Origin of the sequence: Micromonospora lutea (assembly GCF_016863535.1) — a bacterium.
GTDB lineage: Bacteria > Actinomycetota > Actinomycetes > Mycobacteriales > Micromonosporaceae > Micromonospora > Micromonospora lutea.
Genome location: NZ_BOPB01000006.1, coordinates 1 through 24,332 on the forward strand (window position 1 = coordinate 1; position 24,332 = coordinate 24,332).

Annotated in this window: 16 protein-coding genes; 13 read left to right on the forward strand and 3 right to left on the reverse strand. The window is 69.9% G+C overall.

From position 1 onward, the window contains the following. From yjfF to Vlu01_RS06490, 3 genes are all read left to right on the forward strand, one after another. The coding region (gene yjfF / locus Vlu01_RS06480) for a galactofuranose ABC transporter, permease protein YjfF (protein WP_373307298.1) at nt 1-984 on the forward strand (984 nt) is incomplete at its 5' end. A gap of 27 nt (nt 985-1,011) precedes the next feature. Next, nucleotides 1,012-2,514 carry an L-arabinose isomerase gene (gene araA, locus Vlu01_RS06485; protein ID WP_203995445.1) on the forward strand — a complete coding sequence of 501 codons (1,503 nt, stop codon included), beginning with the start codon at nt 1,012-1,014 and terminating at the stop codon, nt 2,512-2,514. A 382-nt stretch (nt 2,515-2,896) separates the two neighbouring features. Next, complete coding sequence (locus tag Vlu01_RS06490; protein WP_203995447.1) at nt 2,897-4,990, forward strand: family 43 glycosylhydrolase; 2,094 nt, start codon at nt 2,897-2,899, stop codon at nt 4,988-4,990. Between the two features lie 314 nt (nt 4,991-5,304). On the opposite strand, the gene Vlu01_RS06495 is transcribed toward Vlu01_RS06490, so the two are convergent. Together Vlu01_RS06495 and Vlu01_RS06500 are read right to left on the reverse strand one after the other, a co-directional pair. Then, entirely contained in the window at nt 5,305-7,122 is a 1,818-nt protein-coding gene (locus tag Vlu01_RS06495; RefSeq protein ID WP_373307300.1) for a family 43 glycosylhydrolase, read from the reverse strand. A gap of 62 nt (nt 7,123-7,184) precedes the next feature. Beyond that, nucleotides 7,185-8,837, reverse strand: coding sequence for a glycoside hydrolase family 27 protein (locus tag Vlu01_RS06500; protein ID WP_203995453.1), 1,653 nt, complete (start codon nt 8,835-8,837; stop codon nt 7,185-7,187). Nucleotides 8,838-9,413: 576 nt separating this feature from the next. Here Vlu01_RS06500 and Vlu01_RS06505 point away from each other — a divergent pair. Then, nucleotides 9,414-10,403 (forward strand): LacI family DNA-binding transcriptional regulator, encoded by a 990-nt coding sequence (locus tag Vlu01_RS06505; RefSeq protein WP_203995547.1) that lies wholly within the window; start codon nt 9,414-9,416, stop codon nt 10,401-10,403. Nucleotides 10,404-10,425: 22 nt separating this feature from the next. On the opposite strand, the gene Vlu01_RS06510 is transcribed toward Vlu01_RS06505, so the two are convergent. Beyond that, nucleotides 10,426-13,170 carry a beta-L-arabinofuranosidase domain-containing protein gene (locus Vlu01_RS06510; RefSeq protein ID WP_203995455.1) on the reverse strand — a complete coding sequence of 915 codons (2,745 nt, stop codon included), beginning with the start codon at nt 13,168-13,170 and terminating at the stop codon, nt 10,426-10,428. 480 nt (nt 13,171-13,650) lie between these two features. Between Vlu01_RS06510 and Vlu01_RS06515 the strand changes: the two genes are divergently transcribed. From Vlu01_RS06515 to Vlu01_RS06555, 9 genes are all read left to right on the forward strand, one after another. After that, on the forward strand, nt 13,651-14,532 hold the full coding sequence (locus Vlu01_RS06515; RefSeq protein WP_203995457.1) for a bifunctional helix-turn-helix transcriptional regulator/GNAT family N-acetyltransferase: 882 nt from the start codon (nt 13,651-13,653) through the stop codon (nt 14,530-14,532). Between the two features lie 90 nt (nt 14,533-14,622). After that, nucleotides 14,623-15,222, forward strand: coding sequence for a TetR/AcrR family transcriptional regulator (locus tag Vlu01_RS06520; RefSeq protein ID WP_203995458.1), 600 nt, complete (start codon nt 14,623-14,625; stop codon nt 15,220-15,222). After that, on the forward strand, nt 15,219-16,847 hold the full coding sequence (locus tag Vlu01_RS06525) for an isovaleryl-CoA dehydrogenase (RefSeq protein ID WP_203995459.1): 1,629 nt from the start codon (nt 15,219-15,221) through the stop codon (nt 16,845-16,847). The genes Vlu01_RS06520 and Vlu01_RS06525 overlap by 4 nt, the downstream gene beginning before the upstream one ends. A gap of 274 nt (nt 16,848-17,121) precedes the next feature. Continuing rightward, nucleotides 17,122-19,248 (forward strand): cellulose binding domain-containing protein, encoded by a 2,127-nt coding sequence (locus Vlu01_RS06530; protein WP_203995460.1) that lies wholly within the window; start codon nt 17,122-17,124, stop codon nt 19,246-19,248. 262 nt (nt 19,249-19,510) lie between these two features. Beyond that, nucleotides 19,511-20,341, forward strand: a complete 831-nt coding sequence (locus tag Vlu01_RS06535) for an alpha/beta hydrolase family protein (protein WP_203995549.1) — start codon at nt 19,511-19,513, stop codon at nt 20,339-20,341. A gap of 117 nt (nt 20,342-20,458) precedes the next feature. Further along, nucleotides 20,459-21,616 (forward strand): acyl-CoA dehydrogenase family protein, encoded by a 1,158-nt coding sequence (locus Vlu01_RS06540; protein WP_203995466.1) that lies wholly within the window; start codon nt 20,459-20,461, stop codon nt 21,614-21,616. Then, nucleotides 21,613-22,740, forward strand: a complete 1,128-nt coding sequence (locus Vlu01_RS06545; RefSeq protein ID WP_203995468.1) for an acyl-CoA dehydrogenase family protein — start codon at nt 21,613-21,615, stop codon at nt 22,738-22,740. The genes Vlu01_RS06540 and Vlu01_RS06545 overlap by 4 nt, the downstream gene beginning before the upstream one ends. 88 nt (nt 22,741-22,828) lie before the next feature. Beyond that, nucleotides 22,829-23,611: an ABC transporter ATP-binding protein gene (locus Vlu01_RS06550; protein ID WP_203995472.1), complete on the forward strand. Its 783-nt coding sequence runs from the start codon at nt 22,829-22,831 to the stop codon at nt 23,609-23,611. Next, nucleotides 23,611-24,330, forward strand: coding sequence for an ABC transporter ATP-binding protein (locus Vlu01_RS06555; RefSeq protein WP_203995474.1), 720 nt, complete (start codon nt 23,611-23,613; stop codon nt 24,328-24,330). Before Vlu01_RS06550 ends, Vlu01_RS06555 begins: the two co-directional genes overlap by 1 nt. Nucleotides 24,331-24,332: the final 2 nt, after the last annotated feature.

Consider the following 24,332-nt stretch of genomic DNA (forward strand, 5'->3'; position numbering starts at 1 on the left):
ACGACGTCTTTGAGTGGGGTTCCGAGCTGGGCCAAGGTGCCCCGGCGACACATGCCGGTGTTGGCGACCCTGGCGCTGTTGCTGGTGATGTACGGCATCGGTGTGTCCCAGTATCGGGCGTTCTCCAACATCCAGGTCATTTTCAATGTCTTCATCGATAACGGTTTCTTGCTGGTCATCGCCGTCGGGATGACCTTCGTGATCCTCACCGGTGGTATCGACCTGTCGGTCGGCTCCGTGGCGGCGATGACCGCGATGGTCTCGGCATGGTTGTTGCAGTCTGGACTGCCCGCGTTGCTGGTGCTGGTGATCGCGCTGCTCATCGGACCGACGCTCGGGTTCCTGATGGGCTGTGCGATCCATTTCTTCGACATCCAGCCGTTCATCGTCACCCTGGCCGGGATGTTCTTCGCCCGGGGTATGTGCACGTTCATCAGCAACGCGTCGATTCCGATCACCGACGGGTTCTGGACCACGATGTCGCAGCACCGGATCGGCGATCCCCGGGGCAACTTCGTCTCGATCAGTGTGCTGATCGCGTTCGCGGTGGTGCTGATCGCCGCGTACGTGCTGGCGTACACGCGCCTGGGGCGCAACGTCTACGCGATCGGTGGCAACCCGCAGTCGGCGCTGCTGATGGGGCTGCCCTTGGGCCGGACCCGGATCGCCGTCTACACCATCAGTGGTCTGTGCGCGGCGATCGGCGGGATCCTGCTGTCGTTCTACACGCTCTCCGGTGCCCCGCTGATCGCCATCGGGATGGAACTCGACGTCATCGCGGCGGTCGTCATCGGTGGCACCGTGCTCACCGGTGGTTCGGGATACATCTTCGGCACGGTGCTCGGTGTGCTGGTACTCGGCGTGATCCAGACCTTGATCACCTTCGACGGCAGCCTCAACTCCTGGTGGACCAAGATCGTGATCGGAGGCCTGCTCTTCGCGTTCATCCTGCTCCAGCGCCTCATCGGCATCCGCCACAAGTGACCGCCCCTCTCGCGGAAGGCAACTCCCATGGCAACACACCCTGAACCCGAGGTCTGGTTCCTCACCGGAAGCCAGGCAATGTACGGCGAGGACACGCTCCGGCAGGTGGCCGACCAGTCCCGTCAGATCGCCGCTCTGCTCGACGAGTCGCCGCACATTCCCGCCCGGGTGGTCTGGAAGCCGGTCCTGACCACCAGCGCCGACATCCTGCGGATCTGCCGGGATGCCGCGGCGCAGGGGGCGGTCGGGGTGATCGCCTGGATGCACACCTTCTCGCCGGCCAAGATGTGGATCTCGGGCCTGGACGCGTTGCAGACCCCGCTGCTGCACCTGCACACCCAGGCGAACGTCCTGCTGCCGTGGGACGAGATCGACATGGACTTCATGAACCTGAACCAGGCCGCGCACGGCGACCGGGAGTTCGGGTACATCCAGACCCGGCTCGGGGTGGCCCGCAAGACGGTCGCCGGGCACGTCTCCGATCCTCGCGTGGTCTCCCGCGTCGGCGCCTGGACCCGGGCGGCGATCGGCTGGTCGGCCATGCGCTCGCTGCGGCTGGCGCGATTCGGCGACAACATGCGCGACGTGGCCGTGACCGAGGGGGACAAGGTCGAGGCGGAGCTGCGCTTCGGGGTCTCGGTGAACACCTACGGGGTCAACGACCTGGTGCGGGTGGTGGACGACGTAGCCGAGGCGCAGATCAACGACCTGGTCAAGGAGTACGACGACACCTTCCGGGTCGCCGCCGAACTGCGGCCCGGCGGTGAGCGGCACGATTCCCTGCGGTACGCCGCCCGGCTGGAACTGGGTCTGCGTACGTTCCTCGACGCCGGTGGTTTCCGCGCCTTCACCACCAACTTCGAGGACCTGGGCGGGTTGCGTCAACTGCCCGGCATCGCGGTGCAGCGACTCATGGCCGACGGCTACGGCTTCGGTGGTGAGGGGGACTGGAAGACCTCGGTGCTGGTGCACACGCTCAAGGCGATGGCGGTCGGCACCGAGGGCGGCACCTCGTTCATGGAGGACTACACCTACGACCTCACCCCGGGTGAGGAGGTGGTGCTCGGTGCCCACATGCTTGAGGTCTGCCCCTCGATCGCCGGTGAGGTGCCGAATGTGGAGATCCATCCGCTGAGCATCGGCGGTCGCGAGGACCCGGTCCGGCTGGTCTTCGACGCCGCGCCGGGCCCGGCGGTGGTGCTCGGCCTGGCGGACATGGGCGAGCGGTTCCGACTGGTGGCCAACGAGGTCGACGTGGTCTCTCCGCCGCAACCGCTGCGCCGGTTGCCGGTGGCTCGGGCGGTCTGGCGGCCCCGGCCGCACCTGCCCGGTTCCGCCGAGGCCTGGATCACGGCGGGCGCTCCGCATCACACGGTGCTGTCCCAGGCGGTGGGTGTGGAGGAGTTGCACGACCTCGCCGAGATGAGCCGGACCGAACTCGTCGTCATCGACGCCGACACCGATCCCCGGCGGTTCGCCAACGAACTGCGCTGGAACCAGGCGTACTACCGGCTCGCCCGGGGGTTCTGACCCCCTCCGACGCTGGATGGCGTACCGGCCGCAGCGGGCCCGTACGCCACGCCGGCGGCTGCCCCCGCCTGCGGGCGGCAAGCGTCCTCGGCCGGTGCGTCATCGCGCCGGCCGGGGACCGCGGCAGGTTCCTTCCAGCAGTACGAGAGTCGCCGATGTTACGTCTTGACGAAGACCTTGTTATCGCTCACAGTCGTAGTGAAGACGGACGATGTCTGTGGCCGTCCGGGACGGCTCACGTCGAATAAAGCTGGTGGTCACCTGATCTCTCCCTTGGGCAGAGCGGTCATGTTAGCGATCACACGCCCTGTTGAACGGTGACGGCGTAGGCCGCAGAGAGACCGTCTCGCTGTTCGTTCTGCTCGCATCCTGAAGGAGGATCATGATTGCCAATGGTGAGGTCCCACGGGCCGTGCCAGGCCGGCGCGGCTGGCTGTCACGTGCGGTCGCCATCCTGTCGGCGATGGTGGTGGGCGGTTCCCTCGCGGCAGTGGCGCCATCGCCCGCCGCCGCGGCGACGGTGGACACCAACGCCTGGTACGTGCTGGTCAACCGCAACAGTGGCAAAGCGCTCGACGTCTACAACCTGGCCACCAACGACGGGGCGCGGATCACCCAGTGGACCCGGAACAACGGTAACCAGCAGCAGTGGCAGTTCGTCGACTCCGGCGGCGGCTACTACCGGCTGAAGTCGCGGCACTCCGGAAAGGTGCTCGACGTCTACAACTTCTCCACCGCCAACGGCGCGTCGATCGTGCAGTGGAGCGACCACAACGGCGCCAACCAGCAGTTCCGGCTGGCCGACTCGGCCGGCGGCTACGTCCGGCTGATCAACCGCAACTCCAACAAGGTCATGGAGGTGCAGAACGCCTCGACCGCCGACGGCGGCAACATCGTGCAGTACGACGACTGGGGCGGCGCCAACCAGCAGTGGCAGCTGGTCCAGGTTGGCGGTGGTCAACCCGAGCCACCACCCCCCGGTGGCACCTTCACCAACCCCGTCGTCTGGCAGGACTTCGCCGACGTCGAGGTCATCCGGGTCGGCGAGGTGTACTACCTGACGGCCTCCACCATGCACTACTCGCCCGGCGCCCCGATCCTGCGCTCGTACGACCTGGTGAACTGGGAGTTCGCCGGGCACTCCGTACCCCGCCTGGACTTCGGCACCAAGTACGACCTGCCCAGCGGGCAACAGGCGTACGTGGAGGGCATCTGGGCCTCCACGCTGAACTACCGGCCGAGCAACCAGACCTACTACTGGGCCGGGTGCATCAACTTCGCCCAGACCCACATCTACACCGCGACGGCCGTCGACGGCACCTGGAGCCGGCACGCCACCCTGCCGCAGTGCTACTACGACGCGGGGATGCTGATCGACGACAACGACACCATGTACGTCGCGTACGGCAACGGCACCATCAGCGTGGCTCAGCTCTCCGCTGACGGACGCAGTCAGGTCCGGGCCCAGCAGGTCTACCAGACCCCGTCGAGCATCGGCACCCTGGAGGGCGCGCGCTTCTACAAGCGCAACGGCGCCTACTACATCTGGCTGACCCGTCCGGCCAACGGCCAGTACGTGCTCAAGTCCACCAACGGCCCCTTCGGCCCGTACGAGCAGCGCCAGGTGCTGCTCAACATGCAGGGCCCCATCTCCGGCGGCGGCGTTCCCCACCAGGGCGGGCTGGTGCAGCTGCCGAACGGTTCCTGGTACTACATGGCCTTCACCGACGCGTACCCGGGCGGTCGGGTGCCGACCCTCGCACCGATCAACTGGACCGCGGACGGTTGGCCGCAGGTGCAGACGGTCAACGGCGCCTGGGGGGTCAACTACCCGAATCCGCTGCCGCTGCGTCCGGTCAAGCCACTCACCGGAGCCGACACGTTCGCCGGCACCACTCTCGGCCCGCAGTGGGAATGGAACCACAACCCGGACAACAGCCGGTGGTCGGTGAACAACGGGCTGCGGCTGCAGACCGCCAGCGTGACCAACGACCTCTACCAGGCCCGCAACACGATCACCCACCGCATCCAGGGACCGACCTCGACCGGCACGGTCGAGATCGACTACTCGACGATGCGCGACGGCGACCGGACCGGTCTGGCCATGTTGCGGGACGTCTCGGCGTGGATCGGCGTCCGGCGGGACAACGGGAACACCAGGGTGGTCATGACCAACGGCCTGAACATGAACAGCAACTGGGACACCACCAGCACCGGCAGCGAGGTCGCCAGCGCCGCGGTCTCCGGCGGGCGGATCTGGCTGCGGGCCAATGCCGACATCCGGCCCGGCTCCGGCCGGCAGGCGCGTTTCTCGTACAGCACCGACGGGGTCACCTTCGTCCCACTGGGCAACGCCCTGACGTTGAACAACAACTGGACGTTCTTCATGGGCTACCGGTTCGCCATCTTCAACCACGCCACCCAGGCGTTGGGCGGTGCGGTGACGGTCCGACGCTTCGAGTTGACCACGCCGTGACGTGAACGGTGACGGCCCGGCGTCGTACGAAGCACCGCCGGTTCGTCACCCACAGACTGGGGCCTGTCGTCTGCCCGCCGAGCGGACGACAGGCCCCTTCTCCGTCCGGCGGGCTTGGACAACCCCGTCCGACACACACGCCCCGGCTGATGCTGAAGCTGTCGAACTGAGAGTACGAACGACTCACGCCACTGCGTGAGAGCACGGACGGTTCAGCTCGGATCCCGGGTCAGGGCACCCTGGCCACCGCAGTCGACCGGGAAACGAGGTGCCGGGTGGGAAATCCCACCCGGCACCCGGTCCGCGCGCTGTCGTCAGGCGGCGCGGGACCACTGCATGCTGGACGCGGAGCTGCAGGTCCGCTGCTCCAGGGCGGCGCCCTGAGCGGTGGAGCCGCCAACCACGTTCAGGCACTTGTTGCTGTTGACGTTGACCAGCTGCTGGTAGCCGTCGCCGGTCGATCGCCAGCTGAACACCTGGTTCAGGCCGTCGTGGCAGGTGTACTGGATGATCTGCGCGCCGTCAGCCGTGGAGACATCGCGTACGTCGACGCACTTGCCGCTGTGCACGCTCTGCAGCCGTACGTTGCCGTTGCCGGCATCGAGGAAGCGCCACTGCTGCCAAGCGTTGCCGTTGCTGCTCCACTGGCCGATCACCGCAAGGTTGTCGAGGTTGGGCTGCTGCACGTCGACGACCTGTCCACTGTTCCGGTTGATGATCCGGTACGCCGTGGGGGCGCTACCGCCGCCAGCGAACTGCCACCAGTTGACGTTGAACAGACTGCCGCTGCCGCCGGTGAAGCGCAGGAACAAATCCCGGGTACCGGTGGCTCCGCTCACCCCGCAACTGGTGGTCGTCCAGTTCTGCCAACCGCCGGAACCGGCCACCGTGCAGGTGCCGACGATCGGGCCGCTGGCGCTGTCCAGCCGGACCTCGATCCGGCCACCGCTGGCAGCCGAGGCGACCCGCGCGGAGAAGCTGGTCGCGCCGGTGCCGAAGGCGACCCCCTTGACCTTGATGTAGTCGCCGTTGTCGATCCAACCGATGTTCATGCCACCCTCGCTGGACGGCTCGGTCTCGATGCCGGACCCCCAGGCGATCGTCTCGGCCTCCTGGCGCACGTACGGGTTCAACGTGCCGACCTGGGGTGCGCCGGTGGTGGTCATGTTCATGGTGGGGATGGTTCCGTTGGAGTTGTAGGTGAACTTCTCCACCGCGACCGACCGGGTGTAGCCGCCACCGCCGGGTAGCGCCCCATTGTGGTAGAAGAAGTACGACCCGCCGGCGAAGTCGATCACGCCGGGGTGATTGGTGAAGCTGGAACCCTGCCGCGGCATGACCGTTCCCCGGTAGGTCCACGGGCCGGTCGGGCCGGGCGCCGTCGAGTAGCCGATGAACTCCGAGCAGCACTCCGCCGCGAACACGTTGTAGTAGAGCCCGTTGCGCTTGTAGACCCAGGGCCCTTCCTCGTAGAGGGTGGGGCGGCTGGCATTGCCGGTACGGGTACCGAAGCCCGCGGTGGTGAGCGGGATCTGGGTCGGGCCCCCGGAGAACGAGATCATGTCGGAGTTCAGCCGGACGTACCACAGGTTGGGGTTGCCCCAGTACAGGTACGCCTGCCCGTCGTCGTCGATGAACGCGTGCGGATCGATCTCGCCGTTGCCGACGAGTGGGCGGCCGATCGCGTCACGGAACGGCCCGGTCGGGCTGTCCGCGACCCCCACCCCGATGACCATCTGCCCGTTGGAGCGTTGCCGGACCGGCACGTACCAGTAGAACTTGCCGTTACGGGCGATGACGTGCCCGGCCCACGCGTTGGCATCGGCCCAGGCGAACGTGGCCAGGCTCATCGGCGTGCCGTGATCCGTCCAGTTCACCATGTCGGCCGAGGAGAAGACCCGCCAGTCACGCATGGTGAAATAGGTGGAGCCGTCCTCGTCGTGGCCCGTGTAGAGGTAGACCCGGCCGTTGTGCAGCATCGGCGCCGGGTCGGCGGTGTAGATGTGCTGGACGATCGGGTTGTCGGCCCGCGCGGTACCGGGCAACAGGGCGATCGTGCAGGCCAGGCCCGCGAGCACGGCGACGAGGCGACGGAGCGCCGTCCTGCCCCGACGTGCGGGTCGCGGCAACATACGCCACCGGGTGGTGCGGGCACGCGGCGTGGCGCCGCGTGCCCGTGATTGCCGGGCGGTGCTCATGCCCGGGCCCACCGCTGGTTGGCGTTGCCGTGGCAGGACCAGAGGATCACCGCGGTCCCGTTGGCCGTGCCCGCGTTGTTCACGTCCAGACACAGCGACGGGAAGCGGCCGTTGCTCACCGTGCCGTTGCCGTTGAACGTCCACTGCTGGTTGGTGCCGCCGTTGCAGTCCCAGACCTGCACCCGGGTGCCGTTGGTGGCGTTCGTGGGCACGTCCAGGCACTTACCGAGGATCCGCAACGTCTGACCCTGCTGGCTGATCTGCTGGTTGGGGTTGCTGTGGCAGTCCCAGATCAGGGTGCCGGTGCCGTTGGCGGTGTTGGAGTTGTCGAGGTCGAGGCAGCGCCCGGACGACTCGCTGCGCAGCCGGAAGGTGCTCGGGACCGGCGGGTCGGTGGTGCCGCCGCCGCTGACCCGGTACACCACGGTGCCGTGCGCCGGAACGCTCGCGGAGATGGTTCCGGTGGTCGTGGAGGTGCCGTTGGTCCACGCGTTGAGCAGGGTGAACGAACTGCCGGTCTTGCCGATCGCCGCCGCCGTGGTGGAGACCGTCGTGGTGGAGTTGCCCTGGTTGAACAGGGCGACCGCGACGTCACCGTTGGCCAGACGCTTGGCCAGGACCCGCCGGGTGCCGTCATGGGAGACCTGGACGGCCTGCAACCCCAACGTGTCCTGGTTGATCGCGACCAGGTGCTGGTTGCGCAGGATGTCCAGGGTCGCGGCGCTGGCCGAGCGCAGGTCGTTGCCCATCATCAGCGGCGCCGCCATGATCGACCACAGCGCGAAGTGACTGCGCATCTCGGTGTCGTTCATGCCGCCGTTGCCGACCTCCAGCATGTCCGGGTCGTTGAATCCGCCCGGTGCGGCGTAGCCGGCCAGTGGCACGTTCACGTTGACGATGTTCTGGATGCCCATCGGGTAGCCGTTGGTCTGGCCGCTGTCCCAGGTGTTGGTGATGTCCTCGGTGGTCCGCCAGAGGTTCGCCACATCGCTCCAGTTGCGTTGCGGCCCGGTCTTCTCATGGATGCTGTTCGAGTTGATGCTGTAGACGATCGGCCGTCCGGCGGCCGCCAGCGCGTCGCGCATGATGCTGAACCGCGCCACCTGCTCGTTGATGGTGCCGGTGGGGGAGCACCAGTCGTACTTGAGGTAGTCCACGCCCCAGGCGGCGAACTGCCGAGCGTCCTGGTACTCGTGCCCGAGGCTGCCCGTGGCGCCGGGGAAGGAGTTGAAGTACTGGGCACAGGTGCGGTCCAGCGGTGCCTGGTAGATGCCGAACAGCAGGCCACGGGAGTGCAGGTAGTCGCCGAGCGCCTTCATGCCGCTCGGGAACCGCTGCGGGTGGGCCTGGAGGTTGCCCTGCGCGTCCCGGTTCGGGTTGAACCAGCAGTCGTCGACGACGACGTACTTGTAGCCGAGGTCGCGCAGACCGTGGTTGACGATCGAGTCGGCCATCTGGCGGATGAGGGTCTCGTTGATGTTGCAGCCGAACGTGTTCCAGGTGTTCCAGCCCATCGGTGGGGTACGGGCGACGCCGTTGTTCAGCGCCTGCGCCGGTTTGGGGGAGATGACCCCGTCGGCGAAGCTCGCGGTGAGCGTCACCGCCAGGATGCCGAGGGCGGCGGTCAGCCACCTTCTTGCGCTACGCACGTTGAATTCCTCCCTTGTCGGTGCGGTATCGGCTGGGCCACCGGCTGCGGTCTCGCGGCGATCGGTGGGACGCGGCCCGTGGAACTGCGCTGGTGGATCCCGGACACACCGCCACGCTCAGGCGCTGCCGTCCGGACGCCGCTGCGCGCAGCCCGGATGTGCTGGTGTCACCCCTGGTCTGGGCCTGGGCGGCACCAGCCGCGCCGTGCCGGTAGGTGCCATTCCGATGACGGAAATGTTATCGCTATCATCAATGTCTGTAAATTATTTGGCACGCTTCGACGCGGACTTCTTGCGCGCTCGCGCGGATCGGACGGAACACGACAGCTGTCGGGTGTGACCGTTAACAAGGCATCGCCGGAGAACTTTGATGGCGGACGCGGTCGGGGCGGCGGCCATCGACGCGGTTGCTGGCGCTAGACTGTGCGTGATCTAGCGCTTTCCATCCGGTCGGCACGGGCTGGCGTGGGCACCGCGCGAGGGGATCTTTGTACTGAGCCGTGCCAGTCATCGCCGACGGGCTGCGGCGAGCGACTGGATTGCGGGGAGTGTGAGATGGCCGTACGCGATCCTGCGATGACCGACGTGGCCCGCCTCGCTGGTGTGTCCCATCAGACGGTCTCACGAGTGCTGAACGGCCATCCGAACGTACGCGAGCAGACCCGGCTGCGCGTCCAGGCGGCCATCGCGGAGCTGGGCTACCGACCGAACCGGGCGGCCCGTGCCCTGGTCACCGGCCGGTCGCAGGTGATCGGGGTGGTGGCTCAGAACACCACGCTCTACGGTCCGGCCTCCCTGCTGGCCGCGCTGGAGCAGACGGCTGCGGAGTCCGGGTTCGCGGTCAGCGTGGGAAGCGTGCGTGACCTCGACCATCGCTCGATCTCCGCGGTGGTCGAGCGGCACCTGGCACACCGGGTCGCCGGCATCGTGGTGATCGCGCCGGTGGAATCGGCCGGCGAGGCGCTGGAGCGCCTGCCCCAGGATGTGCCGCTGGTGACGGTGGACGGGGATCCGCATCGACCGATGCCGCTGGTGACAGTGGATCAGGCGGCCGGTGCCCGGGCCGCCACCCAGCACCTGCTCGACGCCGGTCATCGTACGGTCTGGCACGTCTCCGGTCCGTCGGACTGGTTCGACAGCGCCGGCCGGATCGAGGGCTGGCGGGAGGCCCTGACCTCGGCCGGCGCGGAGATCCCGCCGCTGGTGCCGGCGGACTGGTCCGCGGCGGCCGGTTATCGGTGCGGGCAGATGTTGGCCCGGATGCCGGACGTCACCGCGGTCTTCACCGCAAACGACCACCTGGCTCTCGGGGTGCTGCGGGCCCTGCACGAGCACGGCCGCCGGGTGCCGGACGACATCAGCGTGGTCGGCTTCGACGACGTGCCGGAGGCGGCCTACTTCATCCCGCCGCTGACCACCGTACGACCGGACTTCGGCGCGGTGGCCCGGGCGAGTCTGGAGATGCTGCTCACCCAGATCGAGTCGGTCAGCGGCGGTGCCCTGCGCCGGACCATCGCCCCGACTCTGGTGGCGCGCCGAAGCGTCGCCCCGCCACCCCGCCGCTGACCGTTTCCCCACGAGGGCGGGCTCAGATGAAGCGCCAGCGGTGGTCGGCCGCGCCGCTGTCGTCCCAGATCACGATCTGGGTGCCCTGGCTGGACGAGGCGCCGGTGACGCCGAGCACCCGGCCGCCGTTGGCGGACTGGATCCGGAAGTAGCCGTTCGCGGCGTACCGCAACCGCCACCGGTTGCTGGTCGCCCCGTTGTCGGCCCACTGGACCACCCGGGCGCCGTTGGCGCTGCTGCCGTTCTCCACCGCGAGCACCTTGCCGCTGTTGGAGTTGCGCAGGCGCAGGTAGCCACCGCTGTCCACGAGGGCGGTCCAGAGGTGGTCGGCGGTGCCCGTGTCGCCCCACTGGATCACCAGGCCGCCGTCGGCGGTGGACATGTTCTGTACGCCGAGGACGAGACCCGTCGCCAGGTTCTGGATCCGGCGGGCACCGTTGGGCAGGAACCGCCACTGGTTGTCCGACGTGCCGTTGTCCGGATCCTGAACGATTCGGGCACCCTGGGCAGTGGAACCGTTGAGGACGGCGAGCAGTTTGCCCGTGTGCCCGTTACGGATCTTGTGTGAGCCGTCGCCGACGTCCACGATCGTCCACCGATGGTCGGCCGTGCCGGTGTCCGACCATTGCAGGACCTGCGCGTTGTCGGCGGTCGACATGTTCTGCACCCCGAGCACCTTGGCGCTGTTGGCGTTGCGGAACTTGACCGCGCTGCCGTCGACGACCAGCTGCCAGTCGTGGTCGGCGGTGCCGTTGTCGGCCCACTGCAACGCCGGCGCCCCGTCGGCGGTCGACATGTTCTCGATGCCGAGCACCAAACCACTGGCGACGTTGGCGAGCCGGAACGTCGCCGTACCGGTGCCCGGCGACTGACCGTTGGCATTCCAGTAGACGGTGTAGTTGTGACCGTGCGCGTCGTAGAACGGGCCCAGGTTGACCGTGGAGCCGTTGGCGGTGGCGGTGAAGGTCAACGCCGAGGTGCTGGTCCGGGTGACCGAGGTGGTGGCCAGGGCGGGCAGCGCGGAGAGCGCGGTGTTGCCGTAGTTGCCGGAGAGCACCGCCGGGCCGTAGGTCAGGGCGACCACGTTCGGATTGTCGTTGGCCGCCTGCACGATCACGCGCATTGGCAGTCGTACGGTCACCGTGTCGCCGGAGGTCCAGGACCGGGTGAGTGTCGCGTACGTGCCCGGGGTGGTGGTGATGTTCTGCGCGGTGCCGTTGACGCTGACCGTCGCGCCCTGCGTCCAGGCCGGGATGCGGATCCGCATCGCCCACGATCCGCTGACGTTGCCGGTGACGGTGAGGGTCGTGGTGTCGCCGACCGGGTAGGTGGTGGTCTGGGTGACCGTGATGCCACGCTGCGACCAGTCGAGCACCGACGGCATGAACAGGTTCACCGTGAGCGTGGTGCCGTTGTGGAAGTAGACCGAGTCCATCAGCGTGGTGTTGGTCTCCAGTTGCGAGCCCTGGCAACACCAGAAGGAGTTGTAGTCGGTGCTCCAGGTGCCGCCGCCCCAGGCCGGTCCCACGCCCCGCCGCCCGCCGGGGTTCAACGGGGTGAAGTAGGTGATGTGGCCGTGGTTGTCGGCCGGGTTCTGCGCCCCGATCAGGTGGTTGAGCAGTGCCCGCTCGTAGAAGTCGAAGTACGCCACCCGGTTCGGGTCCAGCAGCCACAGCTCCCGGGTCAGCTTCAACATGTTGTACGTGTTGCACGCCTCGCAGGTGTCGTTGCGCAGGTATCCGGCGATGGCGTTGGGTGCCCGGAAGTGTTCGGCCTGGCTGTTGCCGCCGATGACGTAGGTGTGGGCGTTGACCGTCATGTTCCACGCGTTGCTGGCGATGTCCCGGTACCGGCTGGTGCCGGTGGCCTTGTACTCGCGGGCCGCGCCGATCCACTTCGGCACCTGGGTGTTGGCGTGCAGCCCGTTGAGCTGGTCGGAGTTGGCCGCCAGGGGATTGAACACCGCGTTGTGGTCGAAGCGTTGGGCGGTGGTCAGCCAGCGGGCGTCGCCGGTCTGCTGGTACAGGTCGGTCAGCACGGCGTTCATGCCGCCGAACTCGGTGCCCAGCATCGACTGCATCTGCGCCGACGACAGTCGGCTGGTGCGCCAGTCGACCCAGCCGGCGAAGGCCAGGAGCACGTCGCGCGCCTGGTTGTTGCCGACGAGCCGCCATACGTCGAGCAGCCCGGCCAGGGTCTTGTGGATGGCGTAGTACGGCACATTGCCGTTGTTGAGCGTGCGGTTCTCCACGGCCGTGAAGTCGGACTCGGGGAAACCGCTGAGGTATCCGGTGTTGAAGCCCGCCGCCGCGTTGTTGGCCTGGCACTTGGCCAACTCGGCCACCATGTGGTTGGCCTTGTCCCGGCAGGTGGTGTCGCCGAGTACGGCCCAGGTGTACGCCCAGGCGCTCAGGAAGTGCCCCTGGGAGTGGGTGCGGAACGGGAAGTTGGGCGCCTCCCAGCCACCGAGTGCCGCGGCGCCGGCGGTGGACAGCCGGTGATTGGCGCGGAAGTTGTAGAGCAGCCGGTTGACGTCGACGAAGCGCAGGTAGTTGACCGTACGGTTCTGGTTGTCCAGCCAGCGGCTGGTGGTCAACCGCACCTGGCCCGGTTCGAAGGCGTAGGCGGAGACGCCGAGATCGGGGCGTACCGGGGGAAGCGCCGCGCTGGCGGTGCCGTTGGCCAGCGTGGGGCCGACGGCAGCGGCCACGGCGGCTGCGCCGGCGGCCCGGAGCACGTGTCGACGGTTCAGGGACGGGTAGGGCATCACGACCTCCGTGGTGGCATGGGGGAGCGCCGCTCGACCCGGCGGGGGTGGTGGCCGACCGGGCGGCGAGGACTGTGCGATGACGTCGACGCGCGGCGCGCAGCGCACGTCGACCGGGCCCGGCGGGTGTTTCGCTGCGGTGGCCGACTCGTGCCAAGCTCATCGATGTTATCGCTAACATACGCGGCCCGATATGGCGTTCGCAAGACGTGAAATGGCCGGACGGTGGCCCGACCCGACCCGACCCTCGATCCGGCCGAGGCCGGACAGCGTCCGCGACTGCCCTCGCGGGATTCTCTGACTAAGAGCGACCGGCAGTAGGGCGGTGGAGGCGAGGCGGGTCTTGGCCGAGGGTGGCAAGGCGGAGGAGGAGGCCATGCCGGTGTTGCATGGCCGACGACGACAACGCCGCCAGCCGAAGTGCCAGGGCGCGCCGCAGCCCCGCCAGCCCTACTGCCGGTCGCTCTAAAGTCAGGGATCGTGGATCGTGCGCTCGTTGACGTGGTGCGGCGCTTCAACCGCACCGTGACCCAGCGCGTCGGCGCGCTGGACGACAGTTATCTCGCCCGTGACCGGCCGCTCGCGCAGTCCCGGCTGCTCTGGGAGATCGGTCACGGCGGTGCCGAGGTGGCGGCGTTGCGCGCCCGGCTGGATCTCGACGCCGGCTACCTCAGCCGGCTGCTGCGCACCCTGGAAAGAGCTGGCCTGGTGGTCGTCGGACCCGGTGAGGGCGACGGGCGGATACGCACCGCGCGCCTCACCGCGGCCGGTCGCGCCGAGTGGGAACTGCTCGACGGCAGGTCCGACGACCTGGCCTGGGCGGTGCTGGAACCGCTGAGCGACGGCCGGCGGGACCGGCTCGTCGCCGCCATGGCCGAGGTCGAGCACCTGTTGATGGCGTCGCTGGTCGCCATCGGTCCCTGCCATCCGGGTGAGCCGCGTGCCCGGTCCTGTCTGCGGGCGTACGCGCGGGAACTCGCCACCCGGTTCGACTCGGGTTTCGACCCGGCCGGCAGCGGAGTCGACGATCACGAACTGGTGCCACCGTCCGGGCTGTTCCTGGTGGCCACCGTGGCGACCGAGGCGGTGGGCTGTGGCGCGGTGCGACTGCCGCCGGGTGAGCCCGCTGAGATCAAACGGTTGTGGGTGTCGGCATCGGTGCGCGGGCTCGGTGTCGGCCGCCGCCTGCTGCGCGAGTTGGAGCGGCATGCCGCCGCAGCCGGCGCGCACAGCGTCCGTCTGGACACCAACCGCACCCTCGCCGAGGCGATCCAGCTCTACCGTAGCGCGGGCTACCGGGAGATCCCGCCCTACAACCGCAACCCGTACGCACACCACTGGTTCGCCAAGCCGCTGGACTGACCCGCCCGGTCGGGCACCCTCGCCGCGCTGAGCGGCCCGACCCGAGGGCCACCTTGCCGCCAAGAAATGAATGGTGATTCAATTCTTGGTGTGGCGTACCGGAGCACCGAGCGGGTGAGGGCACGGCTGACCGCCTCGCGGGAGCGGATCGTCGACGCGGCCCTCGGCATCCTGGCCGAGCACGGCTATGCCGGCTGTTCGGTCGCGGCCGTCGCCGAGCGGGCCGGGGTGGCCACCGGGAGCGTCTACCGGCATTTCCCGGCCAAGGCCGACCTCTTCGCCGAGGTGTTCCGCACCGCCAGCCAGCGGGAGATCGACGCGGTCACCCGGGCAGCCGCCGCCGAGGGCACGGCCACCGCGCGGGTCCGGGCGGTCATCGAGACCTTCGCCGGGCGGGCCCTGCGGTCCCCGCGGCTGGCGTACGCCCTGCTCGTCGAGCCGGTCGATCCGGCGGTGGAGGCGCAGCGGCTGGTCTTCCGGCGCGCCCACGCGGCGTTGCTGGCCGGCTACATCGCCGACGGGGTGGCCGGCGGCGAGCTGCCGCCACAGGATCCCGAGCTGACCTCCACCGCCGTGGTCGGCGCCCTGGCCGAGGCGATGGTGGGTCCGCTGGCCGCCGGGGTCGCCGGTCCGGAGACCATCGCGGGCCTGATCACCTTCATCCACCGCGCGTTGGGAGTTCCGTCGTGAGCACACACGAGGTGTTCAACCAGGTTCCGTCGCTGGTCGGCCACGACACGGCTGACGAACCCGCCCTGCTCGACGCGCTGGGCCGGGAGGGGGCCGCCTGGGCCACGACCGAGCTGCACGAACTCGGCAGGCTGGCCGGCACCGAACAGGCGGCCGAGCATGGTCGCCTGGCGAACGAACATCCGCCGGTGCTGCGTACCCACGACCGCTACGGCCACCGGATCGACGAGGTCGAGTTCCACCCCTCCTGGCACGAGTTGATGCGTACCGCCGTGGCGCACGGCCTGCACGCCGCGCCCTGGAACGACGAGCGGCCCGGCGCCCACGTGGCGCGGGCCGCGAAGTTCCACGTCTGGCGACCCGACGCCGGCCACGGTTGCCCGATCTCGATGACCTACGCGGCGGTGCCGGCGCTGCGGCACGCCCCCGACCTGGCTGCCCGCTACGAGCCGCTGCTCACCGCCCGCAGCTACGACTTCGGGCTGCGGGAGCCCCAACGCAAGCAGGGACTGCTGGCCGGCATGTCGATGACGGAGAAGCAGGGCGGGTCGGACGTACGGGCCAACACCACCACGGCCCGCCCGACGCCCGACGGCAGCTACCGGCTGGTCGGGCACAAGTGGTTCACCTCCGCGCCGATGTGCGACCTCTTCCTCACCCTGGCCCAGGCGCCGGGTGGGCTCACCTGCTTCCTGGTTCCGCGTGTGCTTCCCGACGGCACCCGCAACCCGATGCGGTTGATGCGACTCAAGGACAAGCTCGGCAACCGCTCCAACGCCTCCAGCGAGGTGGAGTACGACGAGGCGGTGGCCTGGCGGGTCGGTGACGAGGGGCGGGGCGTACGCACCATCATCGACATGGTGAACCTGACCCGCCTGGACTGTGTGATCGGCGCGGCGTCCGGCATGCGTCACGGGGTCGTCACCGCCGTCCATCACGCGGCCCACCGGCGGGCGTTCGGCCGGTACCTGGTGGACCAGCCGCTGATGCGCAACGTCCTGGCGGACCTCGCGGTGGAGTCCGAGGCCGCCACCGTGCTGATGATGCGCCTGGCCGGGGCGACCGACCGGGCCGCCCGTGGCGACACGGCCGAGGCGGCGTTCAAGCGGATCGCCCTCGCCGTGGGCAAGTACTGGGTCTGCAAGCGGTGGCCCGGTCACGCCGCGGAGGCGCTGGAGTGCCTGGGTGGCAACGGCTACGTGGAGGAGTCCGGGATGCCGCGACTGTTCCGCGAGTCGCCGCTCAACTCGATCTGGGAAGGTTCCGGGAACGTCGCCGCGCTCGACGTGCTGCGCGCGCTCTCCGGTCAGCCGGAGGTGATGGCGGCGTTCCAGTCGGAGGTGGACGCCGCCGCGGGTGCCGACGCCCGGCTCGACGCCGCCGTCCGCCAGGTGCGGGCCGCCCTGGCCGATCCCGCCGACCTGGAGGTACGCGCCCGGCGGCTGGTCGAACAGTTGGCGTTGGTGTTGCAGGGCGCGCTGTTGGTGCGTCACGGTCATCCGGCGGTCGCCGACGCCTTCTGCGCGTCCCGGCTCGGCGGCGATCGGGGGCACGCCTACGGCACGTTGCCGGCGGGTGTCGACTTCGCCGCGATCATCGACCGGGCCAGCCCGAAGGTGGGCTGACCGGCCGGCCGCGGTCGCGACGGGTGGCGGTCGGCCGCGGTGACCACCGCGCGGCGCGCCGAACCGGTCGTTGAGCCGGACCCGATGCTGTGGGACTCTTGAACGCCGATGCGTTGTCGCGCGTGTGAGTGATCGTCGCCCGATGGGCAACCGGGACCGTCACGGTCCCGGGGGACGACGGTCGAAGACGGATTCGTCTCTGTTCCACCGGTCCTGAGCCTGGCATGTCGGGCTCAGGACCGGTGGACCTCCGCGTGACCAACAAGGGAAGATCATGAATCGATCGGACCGGTACGGTGTTCGACTCCTGGCTCCACCTCCACGATCCGCCCGCCGCGCGCCCGCCCGCCGCGCGCCCGCCATCCTCGCGGTCGGTCTGCTGGTCGGCACGGCCGCACTGGTCGGGATCGACCAGCCGGAAGCTGTTGCGGCGACCACGCCGGCGACGGTGACCGTGAACGCTCGGGCCGGGCTGGCCACCGTGCCCGACACCGCCCTCGGCGTCAACCACGCCATCTGGGACTCGCAGCTGGGAACCACCGACACGTCGGACCTGATGCGGGCGGCCGGGGTGCAGATGATGCGCTATCCCGGTGGTTCCTACGCCGACATCTACCACTGGCGGGACCACACCGCCCCCGGCGGCTACGTCGCGCCCGGAACCGACTTCGACACCTTCATGGCCGGTGTACGGCGGGCCGGCGCCCAACCGATGATCATCGCGAACTACGGCACCGGCACCCCCGAGGAAGCCGCCGAGTGGGTCCGGTACGCCAACGTGACCAAGGGCTACGACGCGCGATACTGGACGGTCGGCAACGAGAACTACGGCAACGGCCACTACGGGGCGGAGTGGGAGGCCGACCACCACCCCGACAAGAGCGCCACCTACTACGCGAACCTGGTGGTCGCGTACGCCGACGCGATGAAGGCGGTCGACCCGAGCATCAAGGTCGGCGCGGTGCTCACCATGCCGGCGAACTGGCCCGACGGGCTGACCGCCGGTGACGACCCGGGACCGTGGAACCAGACCGTGCTGACCATCGCCGGACAGAAGATCGACTTTGTCGACGTGCACTGGTACCCGGGCGGCAGCGCCGCCGAGTCGTTGCCCCGGACCAGTCACATCACCGACGCGGTCCACCTGCTCCGGCAGCAGATCACGCAGTACGCCGGCCCGAACGCCGGTCGGATCGGCATCAGCCTCACCGAGGTGAACGTCACCGCCGAGGGGATGACCAGTCAGCCGGCCGCGCTGTTCCTGGCCGACGCGTACAGTGGGTTGCTGGCCAATGGGGTGTTCACCGTCCACTGGTGGAACGTGCGCAACGGCATCGGCCGGGTGTCGACAGTGGCCGGGCAGACCGACTACGGCGACTTCGGCATGCTCTCCAGCGGCACCTGCACCTCGGACGGATCGATCTGCGAGCCACCGCTGAACACGCCCTTCGCCGCCTATCACGGGCTGTCCATGATGAGCCGCTTCGCCCGTACCGGCGATCAGTTCATCCGGGCGGACAGCGACGAACCGCTGGTCGCCGTGCACGCGGTACGCCGAGCCACCGGCGAGGTGGCGGTGCTGCTGGTCAACAAGGACCCGGACAACGCCCGCGAGGTCGAGATCGACTATGCCGGCTTTGCCCCGTCGAGCGGGGAGCCGACGGTCCACACGCACACCAACGGTGCCACCGCCATCACCACCAGCCGGTCCGGCAGCGCGACCAGCCGGACCCTGCCGCCGTACTCGCTGACCACCCTGGTGGTCCGCCCGGCGGCCGCGACGACCGGCGCACCCGGCGCACCCGGCCAACCCGCCGCCGGCGCGATCACCGACCGGAGCGCGACGATCTCCTGGCCGGCGGCCACCCCGGGCGGCAGCCCGATCGCCAAGTACGAGGTTCACCGCCAGCACGGCGCGGTCAGCGAGCAGCTCGGCGAGACCAGCGGCACCTCACTCACCGTCGGCAACCTGAACCCGGGCAGCCGGTACACCGTCAACGTGCTCACCCGCGACACCGCCGGACGCGTCTCCTGGGCCTCGCCGCCACTGACCTTCACCACCGGCAGCCCGACAAGCAGCGCGTGCGGGGTCCGCTTCACCAACACCACGGACTGGGGCAACGGGTACGTGGCGAACGTGGACATCGTCAACAACACCGTGCGGCCGATCAACGGCTGGACGTTGACCTGGACCTGGCCGACCACCTGGCAGCAGGTGGGCAGCGGCTGGAACGCCAACTGGGAACAGGTCGGCAGCAACGTGCGGGTGACCCACAACGACGACAGCCGCCAGATCGCCGCCGGAGGCACGGTGAGCGTCGGCTTCGTCGGTGAGTACAGCGGGCCGAACGTGGCGCCGACGGCGTTCCGGCTCAACGGCACGCTCTGCACAGCTCTCTGAGTCATCCGTGCCGTCGGTGAGGCTTCATGCTTCACCGACGGCACCGGCAATCTCGGCTGCGGCAGCCCTTCCTCTACCGGAGGCGTTAACAGGGGGCCCTTCCTTTCATCTCCCAGGGACTGGTGATTTTGCCGATGCGGTGCTGGCTCGGTGCCCCAAACACTGATCACAGTCGATACCACTCCAACCCAAGGGAGTATCCGACGTGCGATCAACCACCACCACCCGTTCCCGTTCCGTCTCCCTCCTGGCCCGACTGGCGATGGCCGCCGTCGTGGCCGCCGGTGGCGTCGTCGCCACCTCGTCCCCCGCCCAGGCCGCCAACCCGTACGAGCGGGGACCGGACCCGACCAACGCGATCCTCGAGGCCAGCCGTGGCCCCTTCGCGACCTCGTCGACGAATGTCTCTTCGCTGGTCAGCGGTTTTGGCGGCGGTGTCATCTACTACCCGACCACCACCACGGCGGGCACCTTCGGCGCGGTAGCCATCTCGCCCGGCTACACCGCCTCCTGGTCGAGCCTGGACTGGCTGGGCCCGCGGATCGCCTCGCACGGTTTCGTGGTCATCGGCATCGACACCATCACCCGCCTGGACCAGCCGAGCAGTCGGGGCCGGCAACTGCTGGCCGCGCTGGACTACCTGACCGAGCGCAGTTCGGTGCGTGGTCGGATCGACGCGAGTCGGCTCGCGGTGGCCGGGCACTCCATGGGTGGCGGCGGCAGCCTGGAGGCCGCGGCGAGCCGGCCGTCGTTGCAGGCCGCCGTGCCGCTGGCCCCGTGGAACCTGACCAAGAACTGGTCGAACCTGAGGGTGCCGACGCTGATCATCGGCGGTGAGAGCGACTCCGTCGCCTCGGTCTCGTCGCACTCCGAGCCGTTCTACAACAGCATCCCGGCCGCCACCGAGAAGGCGTACCTGGAACTCAACAACGAGGGGCACTTCTTCCCGAACACGGTGAACACCCCCACCGCCAAGCAGATGGTGGCCTGGCTGAAGCGGTTCGTCGACGACGACACCCGCTACGAGCAGTTCCTCTGCCCCGGCCCGAGCGGCCTGGCGGTGGAGGAGTACCGCAACACCTGCCCGCACTGACGTCAACCGGGGCGGGCGCGACGCGTCCGCCCCGGATCGCCTGGCCGCCGGTCTTCCGTCCCGTGGACCGGCGGCCTTATATTGCATTGACAGTGCAATAATGCTGGAGGTGGGTGAGTGTCCGACCACACGGCCGACGGGCTGCGCGCGCTGGTCGCCGCGTTCCTGCGCAGGCACGACCCGGGCGGTGATCGCCTCGGCTTCCTACGCGCCCGCTTCGACGCCGGGCTGGCCTGGGTGCACCATCCGCCCGGTCGGGGTGGCCTCGGTGCGCCAACGGACCTGCAGGCGGTGGTGGACGACGCCTTCGCCGAGGCCGGGGCCCCGGACAACCAGCCCCGGCGCAACAGCATCGGTCTCGGCATGGCCGCGCCCACCCTGCTGCGCCACGCCAGTGAGGCCCAGTGCCAGCGCTGGCTGCGACCGCTCTGGACCGGCGAGGAGGTGTGGTGCCAACTGTTCAGCGAGCCCGACGCCGGGTCCGACCTGGCCAGCCTGCGCACCCGGGCGGTGCCCGACGGTGACGACTGGGTGGTCGACGGCCAGAAGGTGTGGACGTCCCTGGCCCACGAGGCGCGCTGGGCGATCCTGCTGGCCCGCACCGACCCGGCGGCCCCGAAGCATCACGGCATCACCTACTTCGTCTGCGACATGACCGCGCCAGGAGTACAGGTGCGTCCGCTGCGGCAGGTCACCGGCGAGGCCGAGTTCAACGAGGTCTTCCTGACCGGGGTCCGGATACCCGACACCCACCGGGTCGGCGCGGTCGGGCACGGTTGGCAGATCGCCCGCACCACGCTGATGAACGAACGTGTCGCCATCGGTGGCCGACCGATGCCCCGGGAGGGCGGCATGGTCGGCGTGCTGGCCCGGCTGTGGCGGGAACGTCCCGACCTGCGGACCGGCGGCCTGCACGAGGAGGTCCTGCACGCCTGGGTACGCGCCGAGGCGGCCCGCCTGGCCGCCCTGCGTCTGCGCCAACTGATCGCCGCCGGTCAACCCGGCCCCGAGGGTTCCGCGGTGAAGCTCTCCTTCGCCGAGCTGAGCCAGCGGATCAGCGGTCTGGAGGTGGAACTGCGCGGTGCCGAAGGGCTGCGGCACGACGACTGGACGATGCGCCGCCCGGTCGAACCGGACCTGCTCGGCCGCACCGCCACCTACCGCTACCTGCGGGCCCGGGGCAACTCCATCGAGGGCGGTACGTCGGAGATCCTGCGCAGCATCATCGCCGAGCGGGTGCTCGGGCTGCCCGCCGAACCCCGGGTGGACCGATGACCGAGCTGCTCTACGACGCCGACGAGGAGGCGCTGCGCGGCAGCGTCCGGGCGCTGCTGGTCGCGCACGCACCGTGGCAGCGGGTGCTCGCCGCCGTTGACGGTGGTGAGTCGTACGACGAGACGCTGTGGCGTCTGCTGGTCGACCAGATCGGGGTGACCGGCCTGGCCGTGCCGGTCGAGCACGGTGGCGCGGGGGCCGGTTTCCGGGAGGTCGCGGTGGTGCTGGAGGAGTTGGGCCGGGCGGTCGCGCCGGTGCCCTTCCTCGGCGCTGTCGTGGCGACCCGGGCGTTGCTCGCCTGCGGCGAGTCCACCCTGCTGCGCCAGGTCGCCGCCGCCGCACGCGACGTGGCGCTGGCGGTCGGCCTCGCCACCGCGCCCGACGCGGCCCCCGGACCGGTCACGGTCGGCCCCGGGCCGACGCTGTCCGGTCGGGTGCCTGGTGTGGCCGACACCGCGCCGAACGGTCTGCTGCTGGTCCCGGCCGGCGACGGGTTGTACGCCGTCGACGCCGCCGAGCCGGCGGTACGGCGGCACTCCGTGGTGTCACTGGACGGCACCCGGCCGCTTGTCGACATCGAGTTCGTCGCCGCGCCGGCCCGCCCGGTCGCCGTGGGCCCGGCGGCCGACACGGCGGTGACGGCGGCGCTGACCGCGGGTGCGGCGCTGCTCGCCTCGGAGCAGGTCGGAATAGCCCAGTGGTGTCTGGACACGACGGTGGCCTACGTGCGGCAGCGCCACCAGTTCGGTCGGCCGGTCGGCTCGTTCCAGGCGGTCAAGCACCGGCTGGCCGACCTCTGGGTGGAACTGACCGAGGCTCGGGCGGTGGCCCGGCATGCCGCCGACCGGCTGGACGCCGCCAGCTCCGAGGCGGCGCTGGCTGCCGCGCTCGCCCAGGCGTACTGCGGCCCGGTGGCGGTCCGGGCGGCGGAGGCCTGCGTCCAGTTGCACGGCGGGCTGGGCTTCACCTGGGAACACCCGGCTCATCTCTACCTGAAGCGGGCCAAGAGCGCCGCGATCGCCTTCGGCACCGCCGATCGGCACCGGGCCGCTCTGGCCCGGCTGGTCGACCTGCCCGCGCCCGGCACCGTCGACGACGTCACGGCAGGCCATACCGGTAGGTAACAACCGGGTGTCGAGGGTATTGACGGAACCGGCGAGAAACGTACACTCCGAGTGTAATAAGTTGGCCGCGAGGTTGAGGGGCGGGTTGATGGCGGACGGTCTCGCACTGCACCAGGTCGGCGTCCGCTTCGGGGGCCTCACGGCGCTCGACGACGTCTCCCTCGAGGTCGGACCGGGCGAGGTGGTCGGGGTGATCGGCCCCAACGGGGCCGGCAAGACCACGCTGTTCAACGTCGTGTGCGGCTTCGTCACCGCGCACACCGGCACGCTGACCCTCGACGGCCGGCCGTTGCGGCCACGACCGCACCGGCTGACCCGGCTGGGCATCGCCCGGACGTTGCAGGGGACCGGACTGTTCGCCGGGCTCACCGTCCTGGAGAACGTGATGGCCGGGGCCACCCACACCGCCCGCGTCGGCCTGCTGCCGGCGCTGCTCGGGCTGCCCCGCAGTGACCGCGACGAGCGTCGGCTGCGCGAGCACGCCCGCGCCGTCCTGGACGAGCTCGGCATCGCGGGGTACGCCGACGCCGCGCCGGGCACCCTGCCCTTCGCGGTACGCCAGCGGGTCGGGCTCGCCCGCGCGCTGGCCGCCCGTCCCCGCCTGCTGCTGCTCGACGAACCGGCCGGCGGTCTCGGCGCCGACGACGTGGACACCCTCGCGGAGCTGATCCGGGGGCTGCCGCACCGGGCCGCCGATCCCTGCGCCGTGCTGCTGGTGGAACACCACATGGACCTGGTGATGGCGGTCTGCGACCGGATCGTGGTGCTCGACTTCGGGCGGGTCGTCGCCGCCGGGGCACCCGAGGCGGTCCGCGAGGACCCGGCCGTGGTGGACGCCTACCTCGGTGCGGCCGTCGACGAGGCCGCGTAGTGACCGCCGACCTGCTCACCGTCGAAGCCCTGGCCGCCGGGTACGGGCCGGTGCCGGTGCTGCACGACGTCGACCTGCGGGTGCCCACCGGCACCATCGCCGCCGTCATCGGCGCCAACGGGGCGGGCAAGACCACCCTGCTGCGCACCCTGTCGGGCATGCTGCGTCCCACCGCCGGCCGGATCCTCCTCGACGGCCGCGACCTGCGCGGCACCGCGGTCGAGCAACTCGTCCGGCGCGGGGTGGCACACGTGCCGGAGGGGCGCGGCGTGATCGGCGAACTCACCGTGGAGGAGAACCTGCGCCTCGGCGCGCTGTGGCGGCGGGACCGCGGCGACGCCGCGCGCGCCCTCGACGAGGTCTACCAGCTCTTCGAGCCGCTGGCCGCGCGCCGGCGGCACCTCGGCCACCAGCTCTCCGGTGGCGAACGGCAGATGCTCGCCCTCGGCCGGGCCCTGGTCGGCCGGCCCCGCCTGCTGCTGCTGGACGAACCGTCGCTCGGCCTGGCGCCCCGCGTGGTGGCCCAGACCATGGCGTTGCTGCGCCGGTTGCGCGACGAGAACGGGCTGACCGTGCTGCTGGTGGAGCAGAACGTGCGCAGCGCCCTGGCCGTGGCCGACCAGGGCATCGTGATGTCGCTCGGTCGGATCGCCCTGGCGGCTCCGGCCGCCCGGCTGCGTGACGACGCCGACCTGCGCCACGCGTACCTCGGATTCTGAGA

Coding starts and splice junctions, on each gene's coding strand:
- araA (WP_203995445.1), top strand. CDS start 1,012: ATGGCAACACACCCTGAACCCGAGGTCTGGTTCCTCACCGGAAGCCAG.
- Vlu01_RS06490 (WP_203995447.1), top strand. CDS start 2,897: ATGATTGCCAATGGTGAGGTCCCACGGGCCGTGCCAGGCCGGCGCGGC.
- Vlu01_RS06495 (WP_373307300.1), bottom strand. CDS start 7,122: ATGTTGCCGCGACCCGCACGTCGGGGCAGGACGGCGCTCCGTCGCCTC.
- Vlu01_RS06505 (WP_203995547.1), top strand. CDS start 9,414: ATGACCGACGTGGCCCGCCTCGCTGGTGTGTCCCATCAGACGGTCTCA.
- Vlu01_RS06510 (WP_203995455.1), bottom strand. CDS start 13,170: ATGCCCTACCCGTCCCTGAACCGTCGACACGTGCTCCGGGCCGCCGGC.
- Vlu01_RS06530 (WP_203995460.1), top strand. CDS start 17,122: ATGAATCGATCGGACCGGTACGGTGTTCGACTCCTGGCTCCACCTCCA.
- Vlu01_RS06535 (WP_203995549.1), top strand. CDS start 19,511: ATGGCCGCCGTCGTGGCCGCCGGTGGCGTCGTCGCCACCTCGTCCCCC.
- Vlu01_RS06545 (WP_203995468.1), top strand. CDS start 21,613: ATGACCGAGCTGCTCTACGACGCCGACGAGGAGGCGCTGCGCGGCAGC.
- Vlu01_RS06550 (WP_203995472.1), top strand. CDS start 22,829: ATGGCGGACGGTCTCGCACTGCACCAGGTCGGCGTCCGCTTCGGGGGC.